The 16838-nt window shown below is 44.4% G+C and carries 14 protein-coding genes and 1 pseudogene; 9 read left to right on the top strand and 6 right to left on the bottom strand.

Translation table 11 applies throughout. From position 1 onward, the window contains the following. Positions 1 to 78 precede the first annotated feature (78 nt). From NO992_RS22290 to NO992_RS22280, 3 genes and pseudogenes are all read left to right on the top strand, one after another. A pseudogene (locus tag NO992_RS22290) lies at positions 79 to 726 on the top strand (HDOD domain-containing protein); the annotation flags it as partial. Between the two features lie 124 nt (positions 727 to 850). Continuing rightward, positions 851 to 2083: an NRAMP family divalent metal transporter gene (locus NO992_RS22285; RefSeq protein ID WP_371380549.1), complete on the top strand. Its 1233-nt coding sequence runs from the start codon at positions 851 to 853 to the stop codon at positions 2081 to 2083. Between the two features lie 153 nt (positions 2084 to 2236). Then, entirely contained in the window at positions 2237 to 2449 is a 213-nt protein-coding gene (locus NO992_RS22280; protein ID WP_366034027.1) for a hypothetical protein, read from the top strand. Here the strand turns inward: NO992_RS22280 and NO992_RS22275 are convergent. The 6 genes from NO992_RS22275 to fadI all read right to left on the bottom strand — a co-directional run bounded on the left by NO992_RS22275 (position 2418) and on the right by fadI (position 9607). Then, complete coding sequence (locus NO992_RS22275; RefSeq protein WP_371380547.1) at positions 2418 to 2693, bottom strand: YfcL family protein; 276 nt, start codon at positions 2691 to 2693, stop codon at positions 2418 to 2420. The two genes, NO992_RS22280 and NO992_RS22275, sit on opposite strands and share 32 nt — an antisense overlap. 13 nt (positions 2694 to 2706) lie before the next feature. Further along, positions 2707 to 3828 carry an ATP-NAD kinase family protein gene (locus tag NO992_RS22270; RefSeq protein ID WP_253106918.1) on the bottom strand — a complete coding sequence of 374 codons (1122 nt, stop codon included), beginning with the start codon at positions 3826 to 3828 and terminating at the stop codon, positions 2707 to 2709. After that, positions 3818 to 4384 (bottom strand): elongation factor P hydroxylase, encoded by a 567-nt coding sequence (locus NO992_RS22265; RefSeq protein WP_045990526.1) that lies wholly within the window; start codon positions 4382 to 4384, stop codon positions 3818 to 3820. Before NO992_RS22265 ends, NO992_RS22270 begins: the two co-directional genes overlap by 11 nt. Before the next feature lie 76 nt (positions 4385 to 4460). Further along, positions 4461 to 5993 carry a diguanylate cyclase gene (locus NO992_RS22260; RefSeq protein ID WP_371380544.1) on the bottom strand — a complete coding sequence of 511 codons (1533 nt, stop codon included), beginning with the start codon at positions 5991 to 5993 and terminating at the stop codon, positions 4461 to 4463. A gap of 201 nt (positions 5994 to 6194) precedes the next feature. Continuing rightward, the gene (gene fadJ / locus NO992_RS22255; protein WP_371380542.1) at positions 6195 to 8297 is read right to left on the bottom strand and encodes a fatty acid oxidation complex subunit alpha FadJ; all 2103 of its coding nucleotides are present in this window, start codon (positions 8295 to 8297) and stop codon (positions 6195 to 6197) included. Beyond that, the gene (fadI, locus tag NO992_RS22250) at positions 8297 to 9607 is read right to left on the bottom strand and encodes an acetyl-CoA C-acyltransferase FadI (protein WP_010605222.1); all 1311 of its coding nucleotides are present in this window, start codon (positions 9605 to 9607) and stop codon (positions 8297 to 8299) included. The genes fadJ and fadI overlap by 1 nt, the downstream gene beginning before the upstream one ends. A gap of 268 nt (positions 9608 to 9875) precedes the next feature. On the opposite strand from fadI, the gene NO992_RS22245 reads away from it, so the two are divergent. From NO992_RS22245 to NO992_RS22220, 6 genes are read left to right on the top strand one after another with little or no spacing between them, the layout of a single operon-like run. Further along, on the top strand, positions 9876 to 10832 hold the full coding sequence (locus NO992_RS22245; RefSeq protein ID WP_010377722.1) for a MoxR family ATPase: 957 nt from the start codon (positions 9876 to 9878) through the stop codon (positions 10830 to 10832). Between the two features lie 4 nt (positions 10833 to 10836). Continuing rightward, entirely contained in the window at positions 10837 to 11790 is a 954-nt protein-coding gene (locus NO992_RS22240; protein ID WP_371380539.1) for a DUF58 domain-containing protein, read from the top strand. Beyond that, positions 11791 to 12222 carry a DUF4381 domain-containing protein gene (locus tag NO992_RS22235; RefSeq protein WP_010377718.1) on the top strand — a complete coding sequence of 144 codons (432 nt, stop codon included), beginning with the start codon at positions 11791 to 11793 and terminating at the stop codon, positions 12220 to 12222. Beyond that, positions 12215 to 13198 (top strand): VWA domain-containing protein, encoded by a 984-nt coding sequence (locus NO992_RS22230; RefSeq protein ID WP_371380536.1) that lies wholly within the window; start codon positions 12215 to 12217, stop codon positions 13196 to 13198. Before NO992_RS22235 ends, NO992_RS22230 begins: the two co-directional genes overlap by 8 nt. Positions 13199 to 13205: 7 nt before the next feature. Then, positions 13206 to 15116: a VWA domain-containing protein gene (locus NO992_RS22225; protein WP_371380551.1), complete on the top strand. Its 1911-nt coding sequence runs from the start codon at positions 13206 to 13208 to the stop codon at positions 15114 to 15116. Next, on the top strand, positions 15110 to 16741 hold the full coding sequence (locus tag NO992_RS22220; RefSeq protein ID WP_371380534.1) for a BatD family protein: 1632 nt from the start codon (positions 15110 to 15112) through the stop codon (positions 16739 to 16741). The genes NO992_RS22225 and NO992_RS22220 overlap by 7 nt, the downstream gene beginning before the upstream one ends. Positions 16742 to 16838: the final 97 nt, after the last annotated feature.

The raw sequence follows: 16838 nt of genomic DNA, 5'->3' as shown, positions 1-16838 counted from the left end.
AGCCTGCTGTAGTATTCAATGAATTACGTAAAGCAGCTTAATTTAGCGAGTGGTGCACTTCGGAGTTGAATTCGCGGAACAGTAACTGATGTAAAACAGGCTGTCGTCTTTCTAGGTCTAGACTCTATCAGTAAGCTTGTAACCGGCTTTTTGCTCAAACAAACCTTTGACCAACGTAAATGTTGTATCAGTTTGGAGCGGTTTTGGGATAACGCTTCAGACATCGCAGATAGCATCATGGTAATTGGTAATAAACTTAAATCGCGTGTTCCTATCGAAAACTTGCACTTGCTAGGATTATTTCACGACGCAGGAATTGCCGCCATGGCGGTTAATTACCCAGATTATATGGAAACGCTTATTGCCGCTAACAAAGATTATGACAAGCTGTTAGTCGAACACGAAGAAGAAAAGTACGAGACCAATCACGCTATTATCGGCTACTTCCTCGCGGCTTCCTGGAACTTGCCACAAAGTATTTGTCAGATGATTTTATGCCATCATGACCCCGAGTTTTTGGGGAACTGTAAAGATGAAGAACAGAAATTAGCTTTCTCTGCTCTAAAAATGGCTGAAAATTTTGTACATATCAATAAACGTTTTGTTGCAGCGCCTGATTGGCACTTAATGAAAGCGGATGTATTGAAGGTTTTAAATTTAGATGAAGATGATTATCAGGACATCAAAGAAGACCTAGATGAATACTTCTTAGAGCAGGATGAGTAAGCGACTAGTTATCTCACACTCAACACCATCTTTGAAATGCGACTCAACGACAGTATTGCGGCAATTCTTAAAACTTCGTAGACTGGCAGCAAAATTAAAATAACAATGACTTAAGGAATTTACATTGCCAGCGCTGCTATCTCTTAAAGGCAAGTTTGCCATCTTTGGGCCTGGAATATTAATGGCAACTGCTGCTATCGGTGGTTCACATCTCGTTTCGTCAACTCAGGCTGGGGCACTATTTGGTAGTCAATTGATCTGGCTAATTGTTGCCGTTAATTTGCTCAAATATCCCTTTTTTAAATATGCAGTAGAGTACACAAGTCACTCTAAGCACACTGTCGTCGAAGGCTATCACGCACATTACCGCTTCGGATTTAAGGTTTTTGTGCTACTCAATATTTTCGCAGCCATTGTAAATACCGCAGGTGTGCTATTACTTACCGCAAGTCTCTTGAGCTACTCGCTGCCATTTCCAATAAATATTGAATTGTTAAGCTTTATACTTTTGGCTAGCTGCTTGACAATCTTACTGGTTGGACACTACAAAATACTTGATGTGACTAGCAAATGGGTAATGATAATTTTGACCATTTCCACGGTTATGGCGCTTGCCATTGCGGCTCATAATGGACCTGCCCATCCAGCCCCCATTGATCCGGTTTCCCCCTACGACATCGCACTACTGGGGTTTTTAGTTGCTTTAATGGGTTGGATGCCTGCACCAATCGAGATTTCTGCTATTAATTCCTCTTGGCTAAAAACGAAGATGGCTAAACAACCGCTAACAAGTAGCCAGATCCTACTGGATTTCAAGGTGGGATATTTTGTTACGCTGGGTCTTGCGGTCGTTTTTTGTTTGCTCGGTATGCTCATGCAATATGGTCAAGATAAGCCTGTTGAACTCGCAGGTGTTGCGTTCTCACAGCAGCTCATTGATATGTATGCCAATACGATTGGCGAATGGGCCAGATGGCTAATTGCAGGCGTCGCATTTTTATGTATGTTTGGCACAACGATCACGGTGTTAGATGGCTACTCCCGAGTGCTTAGTGAATCGCTTCAGCTGTTACGCCCTAACACAACAAAAAAGAGTTACACGCTCATTCTATTGCTACAAGCAGCGCTTGGTATGGCCGTAGTGCTGTTTTTTAAAGCCGACTTAAAGAGCATGCTGATGTTTGCCATGAGCTCAGCGTTTGTCACTACTCCCATCTTTGCTTGGATGAATTTAGGATTAGTGAAAGGTGAGATCTATCGCCGTCAACCCATGTACACCAAGATTTTAACGGGACTGGGGCTGGTTTATTTAGTGGGCTTTGCACTGTTATTCATCTATTGGCGATTTTTGATGTAAGGCCAAAAGAGGCTGAGTAGCAGATGCAAATTAGACTTCTAGGGCCTGTTTATCTCTCAAGTTTGTTTTTGCAGCAGTTTGATTGGTATTTATACAAGGCAGAGCCTGCGTAGCATAGTTATTCTATGTGAGTCAGGCGATAACACAGTAGAAATGCTAATCAAGCGCTGCCCTTTGGGTTCACCTGAGTGCGCTTTGTTCATTGTTGCTCAACTTTTACCTAGATTACTAGGCGGCAAGTCGAGCGTCGCTACCAAAACACACTCAGGAGAACAAAAATCAAACAGCAAAGGTCAACAGGCCCTAGCATCTGCTACACTCGAGCGAGGTGCATTTATTTTAGATTTTGCACCTGCTCCCAAATAGAAACTACGTGCGCTTTATCATCGTCATTTAGCTCTCCATTTCGGTATGCTTTTACCAAGCTGCTCTCAACTTTGGCTTTTAACTCATCAATCGAAAGATCTGCTTCCTCTACTTGCGCATAGCCTACCGCTAAGTCAAAGTGGCCGCGTAAATAGCCGCCAGCAAATAGTTCATCATCGCTCGCTCTATCGACAAGCTCATCAAAAAACTGCTGCGCTTTCTCTACATATTCTACTAAAGACATATTTATTCCTAAATTATTCTTGATGGCCAATGGCGTACATTACATGGTCATTGAATCCAGTGATCACTTTAATAAATCCAGCTAAGGACTCATCAAGTTGTTCGTCACCGGTATCAGCAATTAAAGGACGACCATTTAAGGCCTTTAATTTCGATTTTGTGGCGATAAGGATAATATTATCTTTACCGATTTTTTTGATGAGGTTAGGGCTTAGCTGCTGATTACCGCGGCCAAAAATGTGTCCTTGCCCACCAATTAATGTGATCACTAACTTTGTTTTGTCATCAGCAAGCGACAACAATTGCTGCGCGGTTTGGTCTTGCGCGATCAGCGCTTGGTCCCTTACAACATCAACACCAAGAAGTGTATTGTTAAGTCCCATCTCTTCCATCACTGCTGCAACGGTAGAACCAGACCCCATAATGTAGGTTTCGTCTTCTTCCATTTCGGCAACCACATAGGCGGCGATATCAGCCAACACCAGCTCATCGCTTTCTTTGCCACCATTTTTCACCGCTTGCACATATCTCAGCTCGGTCGGCACTTGCATTTCACCAAATCGCTTAGCGCGCACAGTCCCTTCACGAAATGCAGCTTCATCAATGTCCATCACATCGGCTTCGCCAATAGAGACGAGCTCTCCGGTAACCAAAAGTTCAACGACTCTACCTGCTGCTTTTGGCGTTATCGCGTATACGCCACTATGAATTTTGCACCCAGCAGGGATCCCAAGTACAGGGCATGAATCACCCACCGCGTGGCAAATGTTACGGGCAGTGCCATCGCCACCAGCAAACAAAATCAAATCGACACCGAGCTGCTGCATCATCTGCGCTGCGGTCTCGGTATCTTCAGGACGAGTTGCCGTACTTTGAGTTTGATAAATCACTTGGGTGTTAAAACCCAGCTCTTTTGCCGTACGCTCCCCCATCTCACCATTAACAGTGTATATTTCGATATTTTGTTGATGTGAAAGTAATTGTGTTAAAGCCGTTTTTGCTCGCTGATTAGCGCGAGGCTCTGCACCTAACGCCAACGCTTGTTGGGCTGTTTCTGCACCATCGCTACCTTTTAGTGCAACGCTCCCACCAAGCCCAGCTAAAGGATTGATGATAAGTCCAAGCTTAAATTGCATCGTCAAACTCCATGCTTAGCTCTGTCGGGATATCCCAGTTAAATTGCTGCTGGCGTAACGGCCAAGGTGTATTATAAAAATTGCTTAATGCGTTGAGTAGTTGAGTCGTTCTGGTATTAAATCCACTTTCTAATAAAGCTAGCACTTGCTGATGCACTCGTTGTTGAAAGCTGAAACGGCAAGTTTGTTCACCATTGAGGTTATCAACGGAAACATTAAATGAAAAACCAGCCGCGACACTTAACGCCCACTCAATCGCTTGTGGTTTCACTTCCACTTTTTCAAATTCGAGCTGCTGCGCCTTATCTCGTCCATCGGGACAATACCAGTAGCCGTAATCTTCGAGTTGCCGACGTGCTTCACCCGCAACGAGCCAATGTGCAACTTCATGCAAAGCACTGGCATAAAAGCCATGAGCAAAAATAATGCGGTGATGAGGGTATGATTCATTTGCAGGTAGATAGATAGGCTCATCGTCGCCCACTACCAGCTCCGTGTTAAGCGTGTGCAGGAATAACCCATTAAAAACAGCAATGAGGTCTTCTATTTTATGCATCAACATCCGCCACAAGTCTAAACTGGGCGCAAATTGTAAGGTTTTTAACGGCCAAAGTAAAAGATCTCGTTTTAGACTATGCCTTTTTGTCAAGAGATCTGCGTGGCGCGATATAAAGCGAAGCACGATCTCGACCTGACTTTTTCGACTCATAGAGGGCTAAATCAGCTTCTTCAAAACATCGTTTGTGATTAAAGCTTTCACCAATAAGCTCATACCCCGCGACGCCAATGCTAAATGTCAGTCCAAAGCTGGTGAAACGAGTAAATTCATGCACCAGTCGTTGTGCAAAATTAAGCGCGGCATCCGGTCTAGTCTCGGGGCAGATAATTACAAATTCATCACCGCCCCATCGTCCAATATGGTCGCTTGGTCGTGCCTGCTCTCTTAAGAATTGCCCAACTTCTTTCAATGCATTATCACCATCTTGATGTCCTGCAGTGTCATTTAATTGTTTAAAATGATCAACATCGATTACCAGTAGCGAAAGCGCTCGATGATAGCGTATGGCTCGCTGCACTTCTTCTTTCAACAGCGCTTCAATCTTTCTGCGATTCATAACCTGAGTTAAGAAATCCAGTTCAGCCCGGTTCTTCAATTCTTGTTCTTGACGTAAATCTCGGATCACCGCAATAAAAACATCATTTTTAGAGACGGACACCGTGGATAACGCGATATCTACTGGGATCTCTACACCTGATTGGTGCCGCCCTACAATTTTTAGGCCATCATGCGTCACTCTACGCATGGTAGAGGTTCCTTGGAACTTCTCTCTGTCCACAACATGTTTACCGGTATACCGCTCTGGAATGAGGTCTTCAACTTGCATACCTAATAGCTCTTGAGGCTGATAGCCAAATAAATCTGTACAGGCCTTATTGACCTCTGTAAGCCTACCGTCTTTATCACAATATAAAATAGCATCAGGAGTAGAGTTGAATAACTTTCGCTTTTCGTTGATAAGTTTAACCACAAAAATGAGCGTAAAGATGTTTAAGCAAGCAAACAACAAGACTATCGGTAGCAGCAACAATATACCGGTGTTACTCAACTCTTGGGTTTGAGCAAGCTTTACCGATTGGTTTTGCTTTGCAAGCTCAAACTTCTCTCCAATCGACTTACGCAAATAATTAAATGCAGCTTCTGCGTCCGTGTCATCTACTCTCACTAAACGATCCACAACTTCAGAGTTCAACCTTCCGGATGTAAATTTTGATTTAGCAAGCGCAAGCATTTGTGTATATTCATCAAAGGTGTGTTGAATAATGGCTAATGCCTTTGTCTCTTGGCTGCTAAGCGCCGTACTTTGCAATTTCAGGATTGTCGCTTTGGCCGCTTCAACATCAGCTAAAGCCTGTTCGTAATAGATCTCGTCTTGGCGTAGTACATAATTTTTAAAGTGATGAATAAAGCCGTTATAACCAAAGCTACGCTCCAGTTCAGCTAGCAGTTCAGCACGCTTAATTGCAACTTCAGTTTCTGATTGCCATGACTGATGAAATGAGGAAATGGAGTGGTTTAACAAAGTGGACCAATAAAATAGGCCACCACTCACCAAAATAGTAAAAATAACTAAGCCACTGATCTGCAAAAAAATACGTTTATTCATATACTCTGCTGTCCAAATTCAGCAAATCCTAGAGCGCAGTAGATAGAAGAAATTAGAGACCGTCTAGGTGCTGTAGAATCCATGTCGATGGTACAAAAGTTACATACCATTACAGCTATTAAGTCTAGACCAGAGAACGAAAAAAGCCGCATTACAGCGGCTTACAGATAGGATATTTTCAATTAAGATAAATTGGTATCGTTACTCGTAATAAGCTTTGCCTTCTTCGGCCATTGCAAGTAGCGGCTCCGCAGGTGTAAATACAGGGTTGTCAGCAGCGTATGTTGATAGCTCTGAACACACCTTATTGGCGCCTTTTTTGTCCATATAGCTAAATGGACCGCCCAAGAATGGAGGGAAACCAATGCCAAAAATAGCACCGATATCACCATCTCTTGCATTACGAATAATACCTTCGTCAAGACAGCGCGCAGCCTCATTGAGCATCTGTGCAACGCAGCGGTTCGCAATTTCTTGTTTATTCAACTTAGGAGAAGGCGTGACACCGAGTAACTCATAAACAGACTCGTCCACTTGCTTGCCTTTTTTACCTTCATAGGTATAGAAACCACGACCAGATTTGCGACCTAGGCGTTTGCTATCTATCATACGTGCAAAAGCATCCGGCGCCTTAAAGCGAGCACCTAATTCTTTTTCTAAAATTGGCGCAATCTTAGAGCCAATGTCTACACCGACTTCATCAAGAAGCGCAAGAGGACCAACAGGGAAACCAAACTCAACCAAGGCTTGATCGATTTTCTCTATCGGTTCACCGGCAAGCAAAAGATTTGCCGCTTCGTTAACATAAGGTGCCAGAATACGGTTTACGTAAAAACCAGCTTTGTCTTTTACTACGATTGGGGTTTTCCCCTGCTTACGAGCAAAAGCCACAGTGCGCGCAATAACCTCATCACTAGTAGTTTCGTGCGGAATTATCTCCACCAGCGGCATTTTTTCTACTGGCGAGAAATAATGCAAACCAATTACGTTTTCAGGACGCGTCGCTTTTGCAGCGATTTGACCGATTGGTAATGATGACGTATTACTTGCAAATATCGTACTCTCACTACATTCGCGTTCAATATCCGCCACCATCGACTGTTTAAGGTCTAAGTCTTCAAATACAGCTTCAATCACCATGTCTGTGTGTTTAAAACCAGAGTAATCTGTTGTCCCCGTGATCATATTCAAAGTTGACTGCATCTCTGCCTTTGAAATAATACGACGCTTTTGGCGTTGAGTTAGGATCTTATAGCTGTAATTTAATGCGTTGCTAATGCCCTGATGCGCAACATCTTTAATACGTACTGGAGTGCCTGCTTTAACCGCACTAACATGGGTAATACCTGCGCCCATTAAGCCACCACCTAGCACTGCAACACGCTTCACAGGAGCAAGATCTTCACCTTGGAAATCCTTTTTCATTTCCGTTGTGGCAAAGAAAATCCCACGTAGCGAGCGCGATACTTCAGACATCACTAAATCAGCAAAACCCTCGGCTTCGGTTTTATAACCTTTAAGCTTGTCCAGCTCTACAGATGCACGTACCGCTTTGATGATAGCGAGCGGCGCTGGATAGTGACCACCCGTTTTCTTCTCAACATTTTCTTGTGCTTTTTTGAAAATGATATTGCGTCCGAACGGGTTAGACTCTAGCAATTGGCTAATTTTGTCTAAATTCGGTTTGCGAGGCTTAGGCTTACCTTTTCTGGCAAGCTTCACCGCTACGTCGAGTAGAATACTGTGTGGCACGGAATCGTCAACTAGGCCCGCTTTTTTCGCTTGCTTAGGTCGAACTTGTTTACCAGTTAGCATCCATTCAAGTGCTTTTTGAATACCAACTAATTTCGGTAGACGCTGTGTACCGCCACCACCTGGCAATAGACCAAGCTGTACTTCTGGAAGACCCAGTTTAGTCTTGCTGTCTTCAGTACATACACGGTAATCACAAGCCAGCGCAAACTCCAAGCCGCCACCCAGTGCTACACCGTGGATCGCAGCAACGGTCGGGAATGGTAAATCAGCCAATTTAAAGAAGGTTTTATGACACATTTCCGAAATCGCTAACGCATCTTCACGGGTTTTCGCGCTGTCTAACATTTTAATGTCTGCACCCGCTATAAAGTTATCGTCTTTACCACTGATAAAAACCATACCCGTTACGTCGTCTTGCTTACTCTTTGCAATGATCTCTAATAATTCATCAGCAAATGTATCACGTAGGGTGTTCATTTTTTCGCCCGGTACGTCGATTGTAACGATGGCGACTTTATGGTCGTTTAATTCATAAGAAAATACTGACATTATGCGCTCTCCAATACGAATGCGGCTCCAAGACCACCTGCAGCACAGGCAGTTGTCAATGCAAGACCACCGCCGCGGCGTTTAAGCTCATGTAAGCTTTGCGTGATCAAGCGTGCACCGGTTGCTGCGAATGGGTGACCATATGCAAGTGAACCACCAAGCACGTTAAACTTATCCATGTCGATTTCGCCAATTGCTTTACTGCGACCAAGTTTTTCTTGCGCGAATTTGTCTGAGCCAAACATTTTCATATTGGACAGCGCTTGCGCTGCGAAAGCTTCATGCATTTCTATCAGGTCAAGATCAGCAAGTGTAATGCCCGCACGGTCAAGTGCGACAGGCGTTGAATGCGCAGGACCCATCAACATATCTTCGTGTACGCCGATTGCGGAGAAGGCGAAACTACGCACATAACCTAAGATGTCGTAGCCAAGTGCTTTGGCTTTGCTTTCGCTCATCATTAATACTGCCGCTGCACCATCGGTCAGTGGCGTTGCATTTGCTGCAGTTACTGAGCCGTGCTGTCTGTCAAATACAGGCTTTAACTTGGCGTAGCTTTCCAATGAGGAGTTTTCACGGATGTTATTATCTTTATCAATAAAGCTTTTGTATGGCTCAACATGGGCAGCCATCACTTCATTATTTAATAAGCCTTCCGACCATGCTTTTGCAGCTAAGGTATGTGAGCGGTGCGCCATCGCATCTTGATCTGCACGGCTGATCCCATGAGTCTTAGCCATTTGCTCAGCGGTTTGCCCCATTGATAAGCCAGTTGAATATTCTGCAACTGCAGGTGGCACTGGTAATAAGTCTTTGAGTCTTAGCTTTGAGAAAATCTGTAAGCGCTGCTTAAGCGTACGCGCTTTGTTCAAGTCAACAAGGCTACCTGCAAGCTTTTTGCTCACGCCAATCGGTAACACTGATGAAGAATCCGCACCACCAGCAACACCGACACTCACTTGGCCTGAAATAATACTCTCTGCAACGTTAGCAATCGCTTGGAAACTGGTTGCGCATGCACGTGATACAGAGTAAGCGTCAACCGAAACTGGCATGCCAGTGCCAAGCACGATTTCACGCGCAATGTTTGGTGCTTCCGGCATTTGTACAACTTGACCGAATACCAGTTGGTCGATTTCTTTACGATCGAAGTTCAAACGCTCAAGCATTTCGTTGACGACGATTTTGCCTAAATCTAGGGCTGGAACGTGGTGAAAAGCGGTAGCTTGCTTTGCGAATGGCGTACGCAGGCCGCTCACGATAGCGATTCGGTCGCCTTTTGATGTTTTTAGTATGTTTTGTTCAGACATGAATTTTGCTCTCCCGCTGACAGGTCTGACCTGTTAATTTCCTCCGATTCTAAACAACCAAATCGAAGTTGCCAATAGCAAAGCACGAAATGGCTGCTTTTTAAACCGTGAAAACCAACTTTAGATGCTTTTTCAAGCAATCTCAAAGTATTTGAAATTGTTATTTAAAATTTATGAACTTTTCTAAAATTATGGGTCTAATCAACTTGATTATTCATTCAGCGTCCATATAACTATTTTTATTTTTGTCGGCTTAAAAGGCAGTCTCATGGCAGTAAACGAGTTTTCTCAACTAAAAGAATATTTAGATACCCAAATTTTAGGACAAAGTGCACTGACCGAATCCTTGCTTATCGCGCTTTTAGCAGATGGTCATTTATTGGTTGAAGGCCCCCCTGGTCTTGCTAAGACCCGTGCAGTAAATGCGCTGGCTAAAGGCATTGAAGGGAGCTTCCAACGCGTCCAATTTACCCCAGACTTATTGCCGTCTGATGTAACTGGTACAGATATCTATCGCCAACAAACCAATGAATTTGTATTTGAGAAAGGCCCGCTTTTTCATCATTTGATTTTGGCTGACGAAATCAACCGAGCCCCAGCCAAAGTGCAATCAGCGCTACTAGAAGCAATGGCCGAGCGCCAAATAACCGTTGGCAAAACAACGTATCCGTTACCTGAGCTATTTATGGTAATGGCAACGCAAAACCCGCTTGAGCAAGAAGGTACATATCCGTTACCTGAAGCACAGCTTGACCGCTTTTTACTCCATCTAAATATCGATTATCCGGATGCAGAAACCGAGGTCGATATTTTACGCCTCACTCGTGGCGAGGCGTTGGAGGAGTACCAAGCAACCTTCACACCGATTAGTCAAGCAACCCTATTTGAGGCCCGTAAAACCGTACTAAGCATGCATCTTGCTGAGCCACTAGAGCAATATCTTGTGCAATTGATTATTGCGACCAGACAGCCACAACGCTTTGATGCAACGCTTGCAAGCTGGATTGATTATGGCGCGAGTCCTCGAGCTACAATTGCGCTTGATAAATGTTCTCGTGCTCATGCGTGGCTACAAGGCAGAGACTTTGTCACACCAGAAGATATTCAAGCTGTGGTGCATAACGTGCTACGCCACCGTATCGTGCTGAGTTATGAAGCACAGGCGGATGGGATCACCAAAGATCAGGTGATCAGTAAGATTTTAGAATTGGTTGCTGTTCCATAATACTATGAACGACATCAAGCAGTTTAATTCAGCCAGCTGGTTTAATGAAAGCCACAGTAATGGTGTCGAACTCGGCCTGAAAGAGCTACTTTTTTATAAGTCCAAAGCGCATTTACTTTCGCTCAAACCGAGAGGAAAAGTGAAAAGTGCTCAATCAGGACAATACCTCGCACCGCATAAAGGTCGAGGTATGGAGTTCGTTGAAGTCAGACAATACCAATATGGTGATGATATTCGTGCAATTGACTGGCGCGTTACCGCGCGTACCGGTGAAGCACACACGAAACTCTTTCAAGAAGAGAAAGAACGTCCCGTTTTTGTATTTTGTGACTTTTCCTCAAGCATGCTATTTGGTTCAAAGCTGTTACTTAAGTCGGTGCTCGCGGCACACTTAGGCATTTTGGTGTCTTGGGCTGCATGCCAACGCGGCGATCGTGTTGGTGGTGTGGTATTTAATGACAGCAATCACCACGAGCTAAAACCGATTGCTCGCGACCGTGGAGTGCTTGCGCTAGCTCATCAGTTTTGTGCCCTACACGAACAAGCATTAATTCAAAAAGAGACCCAACCCTCGGGGGATCGTTTCAATGAGAATTTAAAACGACTTGTGCATCTAGCCAAACCCGGCAGCCTGATTTATCTCCTTTCGGACTTTACGGAGTTGAATGATGAAAGCTTTAAATTGCTAGAGCGTGCCACTCGCCATAACGAAGTAATTGGTTGTATGGTAAGCGATCCTTTTGAGCATCATCTGCCTGAATACAGTCAAGCGATTGAGGTCTCAGCGGGTGAGCAAAACTGGACATTGCCCTTGATGGACCAGCAATTTAGAGACAAATTCTCGCAAAATGCGTCTGACTTTTTCAATCGAAGATTAGCGCTACTTAAGCGCTCTGGTATGTCGTTACAAAAGTACGACGCGTCATTACCAATCGAATTACAAATCATGAGGGGTTAAATGCAAGTCAATCCACTCGACCAGCTTAATGACGTGGTCATCCCTCAAAGCGTGAGCTGGTGGCCACTTTCTTATCCAATGTGGGGAGCGATTTGTGTTCTACTCACAATATTTGGGGTTATGTGTTGGCTATTGTATCGTCGCCAGCAATTTTTAAAGGCAAAAAAGGAAGCCGTAAAACTGAGTCATTTGCAGGATAATGCCCAAGCATTACACATCATACTCAAACGTTTAGTAAAACATTATTATGGTGATACCGCTGCGAGTAGATCGGGCCAAGAATGGTTAACGCTGCAAGCAAGACTCACACGCGTTGAACTCACTCAGCAAGAGCTCGACTCGTTATATGCGCCGACTCAAGACCCCGCACTCAGCGATAAACTATGTCGTGCGATTAATACCTTCAAAGTGAAGGAGCGTCTCGATGTTTGAGTTTAGTTGGCCCCTTGCTTTTTTATTGTTACCTCTGCCTTGGCTAATTGCGAAGTTTAAACCGAGTATCGCGCAGACCAACATCAATATTCGTATGCCAAGTGCCGCAAAGTTACAACTCGCGAGCACAAATCAACTCAATAAGCGCGCAAAAGTAAGCCTAGTGGAAACTCTCATCTGGCTATTACTGGTAACCGCAGCGGCAAACCCGACCTGGCTTGACGACCCAATCGTTGTGCCAAATGAGGGACGCGATATTATGCTTGCCGTTGACTTGTCGGCTTCAATGACAGAGCAAGATATGGAATACCAAGGTCGCTTAGTGGACAGATTGTCTGTCGTCAAAGCTGTTGTTAGCGACTTTATCGAAGCGCGCCAAGGAGATCGTCTGGGACTTATTCTTTTTGGTGACACCGCATTTTTGCAAACACCACTCACTCGGGATTTAGCGACGGTTAGCCAAATGCTAAGTGAGGCACAAATTGGTTTAGTTGGACGCGCCACAGCGATTGGTGATGCTATAGGTTTGTCGGTTAAGCGTTTTGGTGAACGTGAACAAAGTAACAAAATCTTGATTTTGCTGACCGATGGTCAAAACACCGCGGGCAACCTTCAACCAGAAGAAGCACTGATCTTAGCCCGAGAAGAAGGCATAAAAATTTATACTATTGGTGTTGGCTCAGATGGTAGACGCGGTTTTGGTTTATTTGGTTTTAATTCTATGGCCGGTAGTAGTATCGACGAGAAAACGTTGCAACATATCGCCAAAGAAACTGGTGGGCAATATTTTCGCGCAAAAGACGTGGAAGGCCTACAACAGATCTACGCTATGCTCGATGAGCTAGAGCCGATAAGTGATGAAACACAGACTTTCCGTCCTAAGATTTCACTGTTTTATATTCCTCTCCTCGCGATACTCGGCTTGCTTTTTGTGGCTCAGCTAAGTCTCGTATTAAGAACAAAATTAAGAGGGTAAATATATGATGGCATTTGAATTTATTCGCCCACACCTGCTTTGGTTACTCATTCCTTGGGTGATATACAGTGCATTGCAATGGTCTAAAAAGTCTAATCAAAAATCAGCGCAACTTATCGCACCGCACCTGATGAAGGTGGTGATGGGAGCCGATGGTCAAAAACACCAAAAACAAAGTAACTCTTGGCTTGGAATTGTGTTCTTTTTGTTGGCCATTATTGCGGTTGCAGGGCCAAGTATCGAAAAACAAGAAGTACCGGTTTTTAAAACTCAGGCACCTAGAGTGTTAGTGCTCGATATGTCTTATTCTATGTACTCAACCGATCTCACGCCAAACCGCTTAACGCAAGCGAGATTTAAAACTTTAGACATGCTAAAGCAATTTAAAGAAGGCGAAACAGGTTTAGTTGCCTATGCAGGCGATGCTTTTACTGTATCGCCACTCACAACGGACGTCACCACACTTGAGAACTTGATCCCGAGCCTTCGTCCAGAGATCATGCCCTCAAAAGGCTCTAACGTGTATGCAGGCATCGAAGAAGCCATTGGCCTGTTAACAGGTGCAAGTGCAACCTATGGTGACATTATTTTGGTAACCGATGGACTCGAACAGGAAGACGCAGAAGATGTACAAAAGCTTCTTTCTGACAGCCCATTTAAGTTAAGTATCTATGCCTTAGGTACAGCGCAAGGCGCACCAATCAAATTACCTGAAGGCGGCTTTTTAAAAGACCAATATGGTCAGATAGTCGTGCCAAAGTTATTCCCGACTCGACTTGAAAAACTGGCTAGAGTAAAAGGTGGAAAATTTGCCAGCTATACTGCTGACAGCAGTGACATAGAGACATTTAAACCTAATTTGGGTGCAAATACATCGGTGCTTAAACGCGACCAAGAAAGTGCTAAGTGGCGAGTAGATGCGGGAATGTATCTGCTGATTGTACTTATCCCACTTGCACTGCTATTGGTTCGAAATCACGCAGTTATGCTCAGTGCTTTGGTTGTTTTTGCGATGTTGCCGCAGCAAAAAGCACTGGCGAATGAATGGACACAGTGGTTTAAAAATAGCGACCAAAACGCGCTGCAGGCCTACCAAAATGAAGCGTTCGATGAAGCAGCGCTTGCCGATAATCCGGTACTAAGAGGTGCAGCCCTTTATAAAGCCGGAGATTACGAAGGAGCGGTAAAAACACTCGAACAAACAAGCTCAGCAGAAGGCCAATACAATTTAGGCAATGCGCTAGCACGGCTTGGTAAGTTAGACGACGCAATTTCTGCCTACGAAAAAGCCTTGTCCTTAGATCCTGAGTTTACGCAAGCGAAGGATAATAAAGCGTTAGTCGAAGCGTTAAAGGATCAGCAAGAGCAGCAAGACCAACAAGGTCAGCAAGACCAACAAGGTCAGCAAGACCAACAAGGTCAGCAAGACCAACAAGGTCAGCAGGACCAACAAGGTCAGCAGGACCAACAAGGTCAGCAAGACCAACAAGGTCAGCAGGACCAGCAAGGTCAGCAGGACCAACAAGGTCAGCAAGACCAACAAGGTCAGCAAGACCAACAGAATCCACAAGCAGGAAGTGGGTCAAAACAAAACAACAACGAGCCAGAGCTAGATGCTGCCCGCCAAGACCAGCAAGCAGCCGAGGAACAAACTCAAGAGCAAAAACAGCAGCAAGCACAAGCCGCACCTATGCCCGATCCCGAGCAATCACCGCAGGATGGAGAAAAGGCACAGGCAGCAATGATGCAAGATAGTCGGCCACTTACCCCCGAAGAAATTGAGAAAGCGCAACAGCTTAATCAACTGCTTAGAAAAGTGCCTGATGATCCGGCCATATTATTGAGAAATAAAATGCAACTAGAAGCGCAACAACGCAAACAAAGACGTCTACCAAGAGGAGCTGAAAAATCATGGTAAAACGCATTCTATTTTTTCTGTCTTTGTTGATATTAAGCCAAACATCGTTGGCTTTGGATAATCTCACAGCCAGCGTAGACAAAAACCCGGTGCTCGCAGGTGAATATTTCACGTTGTCGATTATCGCTGAGGGCAAAGTCAAAGGCACCATTCCTGATGTTTCTGTGCTTAGTAACGACTTTATCACCAGCCCGGTGAATACCAGTTCTAGAACCAGTATCATTAATGGTAGTGTTTCAAGCTCCACTACCTGGCAAATGCAGCTCGTTGCTCGCACTCCGGGTACTTACACCATTCCTGCGTTAGATGTAGATGGTGAAACGACCCAGCCGATCGAAATAAAAGTTGTCGCTCGTGATGATGAGCAGCAAAGTGAAGATATATTCGTAAAAACCGAACTCAAGACAAAAAATCTCTATGTTCAACAGGCTGCGCTTTATACCGTTAAGCTCTATGTAGGAAAAGAACTACTAGATGGTCAACTGAGTGCCCCAATCTCAGATGGCGCTAATTTCACACAATTGGGCAAAGCCAGTGAAGAATACGAAGTTATTGACGGCCGACGCTACATGGTGCTCACTCGCGAATATATGATCCAACCACAAAAAAGTGGTGATTTCAGCATAGAGCCGCCGATCTTCAACGGCCAGATCAGAGATGGCTATCGTAGAATGGCGACTTCTGCGGTTGGCAATACCATTGACTTTTCAGTATCTCCAATTCCAGCTAACGCTGCTGATAACTGGCTACCCAGTGAATATTTGAATTTTTCTGAAGAATGGCAGCCCAAAGATACCGAGTTTATGGTTGGGACGCCCATCACGCGAACACTAACACTCACTGCAGTAGGTGTTACTAAAGAGCAGCTTCCTGACATTCAGCTTGAAGACGTTAATGGCTTTAGAATTTATCCAGACGCATCAGAGCGCAAGCAAATTACCCGAGATGGAAAAGTCATCTCACAGTTAACCATTTCATTTGCTTACCTACCGCAACTTGCCGGAGATTTTACTCTGCCTGAAGTAAAACTACCTTGGTTTAACACCATCACTAAACGTGAAGAGTTTGCGACATTACCAAGTAAGTCTGTCGGCGTGATTCATGACCCAAATCAGCCAGCCTTACCACAGGCAGCTCCAATCCCGCAGCCGCTTTCAAGTCCAAGCGTAAATCCATCAACGGCTACGCAAACCAACGTGATCACAGAGCAAGTTATCCCGCTATGGATGTGGGGACTCGCCGCTTTTGGATACGCATTATGGATAGTAACATTACTAATATGGCGTCTCAGAGCAAAATCGGCCGCAAACTCAGTAGTAAATACGGTCACTACTGAAAATCCAGCACCTTTTATTTCGTTTGCAGAAGCGGTTAAGCAAGATAACCCAGCGGGCTTTTATCAAGCGCTACTGCGCTACACCAAACAACAAAATATCACCATGACACAATGGCTAGCACTTCAACCCAGCTCATTGCGAGCACAAGTACAAACGCTACAAAGCTCGTTGTATGGGGGCAATAGTGCAAAAGTAGACTTGTCTCAACTATATGGTGAAATTAAAACCAGTGTAAAAAGCACAGTTCACGCAAATAAAAGCCAAAATTTAGGCAATCTATATCAATAAGCGCCTCAGGGCGCTTTTTTATTGCAAGACGAACTTGATTTGTTAGTAAATAATTAACAGATCAATTATGCTTGGTGTCAGATACACTCCCAAAATC

The sequence above is a fragment of the Pseudoalteromonas sp. DY56-GL79 genome, assembly GCF_041414765.1.
Taxonomy (GTDB): domain Bacteria; phylum Pseudomonadota; class Gammaproteobacteria; order Enterobacterales; family Alteromonadaceae; genus Pseudoalteromonas; species Pseudoalteromonas piscicida.
This window is presented reverse-complemented; position numbering and strand designations above follow the sequence as displayed.